The sequence below is a fragment of the Dyella flava genome (genome assembly GCF_016904955.1).
GTDB lineage: Bacteria > Pseudomonadota > Gammaproteobacteria > Xanthomonadales > Rhodanobacteraceae > Dyella_B > Dyella_B flava.
The window spans coordinates 115,570-122,518 of the sequence record NZ_JADIKE010000024.1 but is presented as its reverse complement, the minus strand read 5'-3'; the positions used below and the strand labels follow the sequence as shown (position 1 = coordinate 122,518).

General features: G+C 61.1%; 6 protein-coding genes. 2 read left to right on the top strand and 4 right to left on the bottom strand.

What is annotated here, in order from left to right; all coding sequences use genetic code 11:
• Window positions 1-343 precede the first annotated feature (343 nt).
• The gene (tyrS, locus tag ISP19_RS02285) at window positions 344-1,555 is read right to left on the bottom strand and encodes a tyrosine--tRNA ligase (protein ID WP_204679294.1); all 1,212 of its coding nucleotides are present in this window, start codon (window positions 1,553-1,555) and stop codon (window positions 344-346) included.
• A gap of 212 nt (window positions 1,556-1,767) precedes the next feature.
• Here tyrS and ISP19_RS02280 point away from each other — a divergent pair, with 212 nt between their 5' ends.
• On the top strand, window positions 1,768-3,219 hold the full coding sequence (locus tag ISP19_RS02280) for an OapA family protein (RefSeq protein ID WP_204679292.1): 1,452 nt from the start codon (window positions 1,768-1,770) through the stop codon (window positions 3,217-3,219).
• Window positions 3,220-3,227: 8 nt separating this feature from the next.
• A complete protein-coding gene (locus tag ISP19_RS02275) occupies window positions 3,228-4,355 on the top strand; it encodes an anhydro-N-acetylmuramic acid kinase (RefSeq protein WP_204679290.1) in 1,128 nt (375 codons plus the stop codon).
• On the opposite strand, the gene ISP19_RS02270 is transcribed toward ISP19_RS02275, so the two are convergent.
• From ISP19_RS02270 to ISP19_RS02260, 3 genes are all read right to left on the bottom strand, one after another.
• Window positions 4,356-4,664, bottom strand: a complete 309-nt coding sequence (locus ISP19_RS02270) for a hypothetical protein (RefSeq protein ID WP_204679288.1) — start codon at window positions 4,662-4,664, stop codon at window positions 4,356-4,358.
• Between the two features lie 134 nt (window positions 4,665-4,798).
• Window positions 4,799-6,100: an AmpG family muropeptide MFS transporter gene (locus ISP19_RS02265; protein ID WP_239556395.1), complete on the bottom strand. Its 1,302-nt coding sequence runs from the start codon at window positions 6,098-6,100 to the stop codon at window positions 4,799-4,801.
• The gene (locus tag ISP19_RS02260) at window positions 6,090-6,860 is read right to left on the bottom strand and encodes an exodeoxyribonuclease III (RefSeq protein WP_204679286.1); all 771 of its coding nucleotides are present in this window, start codon (window positions 6,858-6,860) and stop codon (window positions 6,090-6,092) included. Before ISP19_RS02260 ends, ISP19_RS02265 begins: the two co-directional genes overlap by 11 nt.
• Between the last annotated feature and the right edge of the window lie 89 nt (window positions 6,861-6,949).

Genomic DNA, 6,949 nt, shown 5'->3' with positions numbered 1-6,949 from the left:
TACTCCATCCACCGCAAGGCGCCCACACAAGTCACCTGCGCACACTGTCAAAGATCAATCACTTGCAACCTGTTCTTCAGATCGCCCCGTGAACATTTCGTTCCGGGTGAGCCGCCCATTCTACATCGCCTCTTCAGTCCGTCAACACCTTCAGCGAAAAATTTTTGCTTTCGGAGTTGCCGTCGAAGCGCGTTGCCAGCGGCGGGGAGGCGAATACTAGGCAGCACCCCATCCTTTGGCAAGCTTTTTTTGAATTTTTTTTCACGCTTCGCGTAAAGCATTGTTCTGCCGCGAAACTTATTTTTCGAACGCGTCGCGACGACATTGCGTCGCCGCGATCCACTCACGCTTGCGTCAACAACACGCGCGCGAAGTTGCGCTTGCCGATCTGCAGAACACCCTCGAAACCTGGCGCAAACATCCGCTGTGCATCTTCGACGACTTCCGCATCGATGCGCACGGCGCGCTCCTTCAGTTTGCGATTCGCTTCCGCGTTGCTTGGCGTAAGACCCGCGGCCGTCAGCAGCGCAGGCAAACGCAAGCCTTCCACAGGCACTGCAATTTCGGTGAGCGGCAGCAGACTGGTATCGCCTTCGCCGCGTACCACCGCGTGCCAGCCGGCAATCGCCTGCTCGGCGGCGGCAGCATCGTGGAAGCGAGTGGCCAGCTCCCGCGCAAGCTTGAGCTTGGCGTCGCGCGGATTGAGCGCTCCGCTGGCCACTTCCTGCTTCATGCGGGCGATATCGTCCAGCGAGGTTTCGAAGCTGAGCAGCTCAAACCATCGCCACATCAGCTCGTCACCGATTTTCAGGGTCTTGGTGACGATGTCGATGGCCGGCTCGTTAATGCCGATGTAGTTGCCCAGCGACTTGGACATCTTGTTGACGCCGTCCAGTCCCTCCAGCAACGGCATGGTCAGCACGATCTGCGGCGGTTGGCCGTGATGTTCCTGCAAGGCGCGCCCCATCAGCAGATTGAACTTCTGATCCGTGCCACCGAGCTCCACATCGCACTTCAGCGCGACCGAGTCGTAGCCCTGCACCAGCGGGTACAGGAACTCGTGGATGGCGATCGGCTGCTGGGCGGCATAGCGCTTGGCGAAGTCGTCTCGCTCGAGCATGCGCGCCACGGTGTGCTGGGCGGCGAGCTTGATCATGTCGGCCGCACTCATCTGGCCGAACCATTCGGAATTGAAACGCAACTCGGTCTTTTCGCGATCGAGCACTTTGTAGACCTGCTCGGCGTAGGTCTCGGCGTTGGCCAGTACATCGTCGCGCGTCAATGGCTTGCGGGTGACGTTCTTGCCGGTGGGGTCGCCGATCATGCCGGTGAAGTCACCGATCAGGAAAATCACGGTGTGTCCCAGATCCTGGAACTGCCGCAACTTGTTGAGGAGCACGGTGTGCCCCAGATGCAGGTCCGGCGCGGTGGGATCGAAGCCCGCCTTGATGCGCAGGGGGCGTCCAAGCTTGAGCCGTGCAGCCAAGTCTTCCTGCTTGATGATCTCGTCAGCGCCGCGCGCAATCGTGGCCAGCGCCTGCTCAAGCTCGCTCATGTCGTCCTCGTGAAGTGATTGTCTAGGCAGCCAATAGCGTGATGGCCGCCTTCTTTGGCGTTAATTGTGCGTTAACCGGAAACATCGCGCAAACCCTTGATGGAAAAGGCATTGACGCGATTTGTGCTAGGTCGTTATGGTACGCGGCAATTGATACTTTGTAACCGCAGGGGCGCGGCCATAATGCATAAGAAAAACAAGGTCTACTAGCGATGGCAGCTGGCAAGCAAGAAGCGCACATCGCACGCAAACAGGCCATCCGCCGCAAGGCACAACACCGCCACTCTCACTTTTACCAACGCTGCTCCCACTGGTCGTTCAATGGACAGGCCGGCGGCGACCAGCCGCCCATTCATTGGCATCGCGAGCGCTGGATGCTTGCTGCCACGGCGTTGTTGATCACCCTGCTTTCCGGTTTTCTGATCCCTGCGTGGGCGACTGCGATGAAGCCCCTGGCCGCCCCGCCGGTGGAACATACGCTGCTGCCGCTTGCGTTGCCGAAAATCGAAGCACCGACCTTCAAAGCCCCCACCGTCGAGGATTGGCGCGTCGTACAGGTACGTCCTGGCCAGACCCTTTCCGATATCTTCCAGAGCCAGGGCTTGAGCCTTACCGATCTGCAGCACGTGGTGGACAACGCCGGCGATGCAAAGGCTGCACTCCACAATATTCGCCCCGGCCAGGAGTTCGACTTCCTGATTGGGCGCAGCGGCAACCTGGAAGGCATTCGCTTCGACAAGGATGAATCCACGCGCGCCATCATTCGCCTCGACGGCGCCACGCCCAGCGTGACAACGGTTGCGCGCGCCGTGGACACGCGCGAGCAGATCGCCCACGGCGTGATCGAGGACTCGCTGTTCGCCGCCGCCAACAAAGCCGGCTTGAGCAATGCGATGGTGATCAAGCTGGCCGATCTCTTCAAATACGACATCGACTTCGTGCAGGATCTGCGCGAAGGCGATAGCTTCACCGTTGTTTACGACACCGTGTACCGCGACGGCGGCTACCTGCGCGAAGGCGATATTGTCGCGGCCGAATTCGTCAACCAGGGCCATCGCTATACCGCTTACCGCTTCAAGCGCGCCGATGGCAGCATTGGCTGGTTCAGTGAAGACGGCCGTCCGTTGCAGAAATCCTTCCTGCGCATTCCGGTGGATTTCACCCGTATCTCCTCGCCCTTCAGCACGGCACGCATGCATCCGATCCTTGGCCTGATGCGCGCCCACAAAGGCGTGGATTACGCCGCACCAACCGGTACGCCGATTCATGCGGCCGGCGATGGCGTGATCAAGTTCCGCGGCTGGATGAATGGCTACGGCAACTTCGTGATCATCCAGCACAATGCGCACATCAGTACCGCCTACGGTCACATGTCGCGCTTCGCCAACGAGCGTGTCGGTCAGCAAGTGCGACAGGGTGATGTGATTGGCTACGTCGGCATGACCGGTCTCGCCACCGGCCCGCACCTGCACTATGAATTCCGTGTCGACGGCGTGCAGCGCGACCCACAAACCGTCACCCTGCCCAAGCCGGAGCCGCTACCAGCGGCGCAGCTGGCGCAGTTCGAGGCTACCGTCGTGAAGCCACAGCTCGCGCGTTTGATGGAAATCGACAACAACTACAAGCTTGCGCGCGCCGAATCCAACACGCGCAGCGACGATTGAGCCGACGCGTGGATGACGCGTCGGCGCTCTATATCGGGCTGATCTCCGGCACCAGCGCCGACGGCATCGACGCCGCGCTGGTGCGCTTTGAGCAGGATCGTCCGCACCTGGTCCACGCCCTGACGCATCCCTGGCCGGACGCACTGCGCACGCAGATTCTGCGCGTTGCACAGGATGAAACCCGGCTTGATCTGGACGCTTATGGCCGCCTGGATGTCGCGATCGGCCAGGTGTTCGCCGAGGCGACTCAAAAACTGCTTGAACACAGCGGCACGCCGCCCACATCGGTGCGCGCGATCGGCTCGCACGGCCAGACGATCCGGCATCGCCCCACGGGCGAACTCCCATTCACCTTGCAAATCGGCGATGCCAGCGTGATCGCCGAGCGTAGCGGCATCGATGTGGTCGCGGATTTCCGCCGCGCCGACGTCGCGGCGGGCGGACAAGGCGCACCGCTATTACCCGCCGTGCATGCCATGTTGCTCGCGAATCCCGGCCACGCGCGCGTCGTGCTCAATCTTGGCGGCATCGCCAACATCACGGTGCTGTCGGCTGACGGCCGCGTGTCCGGCTTTGATACCGGGCCGGCGAACGGGCTGATGGACGCATGGCATCTGCGGCATCGCGGTGAGGCATTCGATCGCGACGGGGCTTTCGCCGCCGGCGGGCATGTCCATGACATGTTGCTTGCCCGCTTGCTGAGCGACCCCTACTTTGCCTTGCCACCACCGAAGAGCACCGGCCGCGAGCATTTTCACCTGGGCTGGCTGGACGCGCGGCTGAGCGACTTCCCGTTATCGCCCGCCGATGTGCAAGCCACCTTGCTTGAACTCACGGTACGCAGTGTGACTGATGCGATCGAACGACACGCTGGCGACGCGCGCGATGTATTGCTCTGCGGGGGCGGCGTGCACAACCTCGCACTCGTGCGGCGTTTACAGGAAAGGCTGGGACCGCGCGCATTGAGCAGCACCGCCAGCCACGGCGTTGACCCGGATTATCTGGAAGCCACGGCGTTCGCATGGCTGGCACGACAGCGCCTGCTCGGCTTGCCGGGCAATCTGCCAGCCGTGACGGGGGCTCGCGGCTTGCGGGTGTTGGGCGCCGTGTATCCGGGGCCGCGAGCTTTCAGCTGATCAGTCCAGCAACTCACCAACCTTGCGGTTCATCGCTGATGTGAGCTGCTCTGATTGCGCAACCGCGAGCGCCTGCACGGCTTCCTGAAACGCTGCGCGCTCGCTGGCATTCCAATGCCCGCCAGCGTCGGTCAGATCACGCGATTCAAGCAGGTTTTCGGCGAGCACTCCGCTGCTCTCGGAAACGCCCAGTCCATGCCGCAATGCCTGCAACACAACATCATTGATCGACCACTGGCGCTCTTTGGCAAGCAGCTTGATGCGCTCTGCCATCAGTCGATCGATGTGACGAATCATGATATCCGGCATATGGCCTCACTCCTGCCACGTAGCCCCTGTGATGTGATCGTCGCCAACTGCGATGCCGCTTGCAATTGGCATCGCGGCGATCCGTGGGCCAGTTCGCACTCGGGCTGTGAACGTGTTTGCGCGCCGATTTTCGGCTAGCCCGCCAGCGCCGGCTCATCCTTGCTGAAACGGCGCCAGAGGCAGGCGAACAACAGCATCGCCGGCAGTACCGAGAAAACGGTGATGATGAAATAGCCGCCGTAGCCCATGGCCATGACGATGCCGCCCGCAAAGAAACCAAGCACCTTGCCCGGCAAGTTCACCAGTGAACTCAACAGCGCATACTGCGTCGCAGTGTGTTGCCGATTGACCAGCAACGACAGGAACGCCACGGTCGGCGGGCCGAGCAGGCCCTCGGCAAAATTCTGGCCGGAGATAGCCATGGTCAACACCATCAGGTTGCCATGGTGTGCCAGCAACATCAGATACAGCAGGTTGCTGCAACTCTCCAGCACGATGCATACGCCAAGCGTTCGCCATGCTCCCCAGCGCGCCACCGCCGCACCACCCACGAAAGCACCGGCAATGCCGATCCAGATGCCGTAGATCTTGGTGACTGCGCCGATTTCCGTCATGGAAAAGCCCATGTCGCGATAAAACGGGCTCATGACACCGCCGATAATCGCCTGCTCAGGCACCTTGAACAGCAGGATGAACAGCAGGGTCAATCCGGCAACAGCCCAGCCGTAGCGACGAAAAAAATCCGCGAACGGATCGATCACGCTCTCGCGCATGGCGGCGCGCCACGTTGCCGGTGCGGCACGACGTACGTCCGGTTCACGCATCATCAGGGTGGTGACAACCGGCACGATCATCACCACGGACAACAACATGTATACCGTGACCCATGGAATGTGATCGGCCAGAATCAGGGCCAGCGCACCGGCCACCAGCAAGCCCAGGCGATAACCCAGCGAGTAGGTCGCAACGAGTGCACCCTGCGCGGATGGCGGCGCGATTTCGATGCGGTATGCATCGATGGCGATGTCCTGCGTGGCGCCCATGAAGGCTACAAACAACGTCGCCACCACGAACGGCACCAGTTGATGTGGCGTAAGTATCGCCATCGCCAGCAAGCCGACGATCACGCCCAGCTGCGCGAACAATAGCCAGCCGCGGCGCTGTCCAAGACGCCGGAAGCCTGGCAGTCGCCAGTGATCCAGCAGGGGCGCCCAGACAAACTTGAACGCGTAGGTCATGCCCGCGCTGGCGATCATCGTGATGTCTTTCAACACGATACCGTTTTGCTTGAGCCAGAAGGCCAAGGTGCCGGCCACCAGCAGAAAAGGCAGTCCAGACGAAAACCCGAGCAGGCACATCGTCCACGCCGCCGGCTGCGAAAACGAACGCCAGATCGACGGCTTGCGCGCCGCCGTCACCGCGGCATCAGTCGGCATAATCGACCGTGTACGGCGCGTGGTCGGAGAAGCGCTCGTCGCGGTAGATCGAGCAGTGCTTGAGGCGATCACGCAATGATGGTGTCACCACCTGGTAATCGATGCGCCACCCCACGTTATTCTCGCGGGCGCGACCACGGTTGGACCACCAGGTGTATTCGACCGCATCCGGTTTCAGCGCGCGGAAACTGTCGACCCAACCACGCTGCTTGAACAGCAGATCCAACCAGGCGCGCTCCTCGGGCAAGCAACCGGAGTTCTTCTGGTTTGAACTCCAGTTCTTGATGTCATCCTTGGCATGCACGATGTTCCAGTCACCGCAGATCACGTAGTCGCGTTTGCTCTTGAGCCATTTGTCGAAGATCGGCGTGATCCACTCCATCACCTTGAACTTGAACTGCTGACGCTCGTCGCCCGATGAACCCGACGGCACGTACAGCGACACCACGCTCAGATTGCCAAAGCGCGCCTCGATATAGCGCCCCTCGTTGTCGAACTCATCCCAGCCCAGTTCGGTGAGGACCTTGTCGGGCTCGCGCTTGGCATAAATCGCCACGCCGCTGTAGCCCTTCTTGCTGCTCGCATCGCGATAGAAACAATGGTGTCCATCAGGACGGAACATCGGATCGGTCAGCTGATCCTCCTGCGCCTTGGTTTCCTGCAGGCAGACCACGTCTGCGTGCTGCTTGCGCAACCACTCAAAGACACCTTTGGTGGCGGCGGAGCGGATGCCGTTGGCGTTCAGGCTGATAATGCGCATGGCGACTCCTTCATCGAAGTGCGCATCATAACGAAGATGGGCGATCGGCAAGGGAACTGGCGCGATGGCTCATCGCAAGCTTCAAACTC

Bases quoted from the DNA above. Each gene is read 5' to 3' on its own strand.
- tyrS (WP_204679294.1), bottom strand. From the start codon at position 1,555: ATGAGCGAGCTTGAGCAGGCGCTGGCCACGATTGCGCGCGGCGCTGAC.
- ISP19_RS02280 (WP_204679292.1), top strand. From the start codon at position 1,768: ATGGCAGCTGGCAAGCAAGAAGCGCACATCGCACGCAAACAGGCCATC.
- ISP19_RS02270 (WP_204679288.1), bottom strand. From the start codon at position 4,664: ATGCCGGATATCATGATTCGTCACATCGATCGACTGATGGCAGAGCGC.
- ISP19_RS02265 (WP_239556395.1), bottom strand. From the start codon at position 6,100: ATGCCGACTGATGCCGCGGTGACGGCGGCGCGCAAGCCGTCGATCTGG.
- ISP19_RS02260 (WP_204679286.1), bottom strand. From the start codon at position 6,860: ATGCGCATTATCAGCCTGAACGCCAACGGCATCCGCTCCGCCGCCACC.